This window comes from Vibrio sp. 2132-1, assembly GCF_033344315.1.
Genome location: NZ_JAWPON010000078.1, coordinates 1 through 1,178 on the forward strand (window position 1 = coordinate 1; position 1,178 = coordinate 1,178).

The 1,178-nt window shown below is 49.0% G+C and carries 1 protein-coding gene; it reads right to left on the reverse strand.

The window, feature by feature from the left end; genetic code table 11:
* Positions 1–16: 16 nt before the first annotated feature.
* Positions 17–1,178, reverse strand: a 1,162-nt coding sequence (gene nadB / locus R8N47_RS23545) for an L-aspartate oxidase (RefSeq protein WP_318185895.1), incomplete at its 5' end; no start/stop codon positions are given.

A 1,178-nucleotide genomic window follows, 5' to 3' on the forward strand; every position in this document is an offset into this window, starting at 1 on the left:
AGCGTTAGATTCGATATTAATTATCGGTTAACTGCTTTGCTGGTACCAGAATTGTCGGACCGCTGTTTTCCAGTTGATTTGGGTAATCAAGCGTGTAGTGCAGGCCGCGGCTCTCTTTACGCTGCATTGCACAGCGAACCATAAGCTCTGCAACTTGCAGTAGATTACGCAGTTCCAACAAGTTATTAGATACGCGGAAGTTACTGTAGTACTCATGCGTTTCTTGTTGTAGCAGTTGAATGCGGCGCAATGCACGCTCTAAGCGCTTATCGGTACGCACAATGCCCATGTAGTCCCACATGAACAGGCGAAGTTCGTGCCAGTTGTGTTGAATAATAACTTCTTCATCACTGTTGGTGACTTGGCTTTCATCCCAACATGGGACACGTGAAGGCAGCTCAACGCTGGTGTGATGTTTCAGAATATCTTTTGCAGCAGACCACGCATAAACCACACATTCCAACAGTGAGTTCGATGCCATACGGTTAGCACCATGCAAGCCGGTGTAGCTCACTTCGCCAATCGCGTATAGATTTTTCAAATCCGTATGACCGTTTTGATCCACCATCACGCCGCCACAGGTATAGTGCGCAGCTGGTACGATTGGAATAGGCTCTTTGGTCATATCAATGCCCAAGTCCATCAAGCGCGAGTAAATGGTCGGGAAGTGCTTGGTGATAAAGTCCGCTGGTTTATGACTGATGTCGAGATACATGCAGTCTGCACCCAAGCGTTTCATTTCGAAGTCGATGGCACGAGCGACAACATCGCGGGGGGCGAGTTCTTTTCGCTCATCAAAATCTGGCATAAAGCGAGTACCGTCTGGGCGACGAAGGTAAGCGCCTTCACCACGAAGGGCTTCGGTCAGCAAGAAGTTGCGAGCTTCGGGGTGGTAAAGGCAAGTTGGGTGGAACTGGTTGAACTCTAAGTTTGCCACTCGACAGCCCGCTCGCCACGCGATAGCAATACCATCACCCGATGAGACATCAGGGTTAGAGGTGTATTGATAAACCTTTGACGCGCCACCTGTCGCTAGAACCACAAATTTGGCGCGCACGGTTTCTACGTGCTCTTCGTTTCGGTTCCAGATATAGGCACCGATGACTTTGTTTTTATCACCGCCGATTTTATCTTCAGTGATCAAGTCCAGAGCGTTGTGGCGTTCAAGAACATGAATA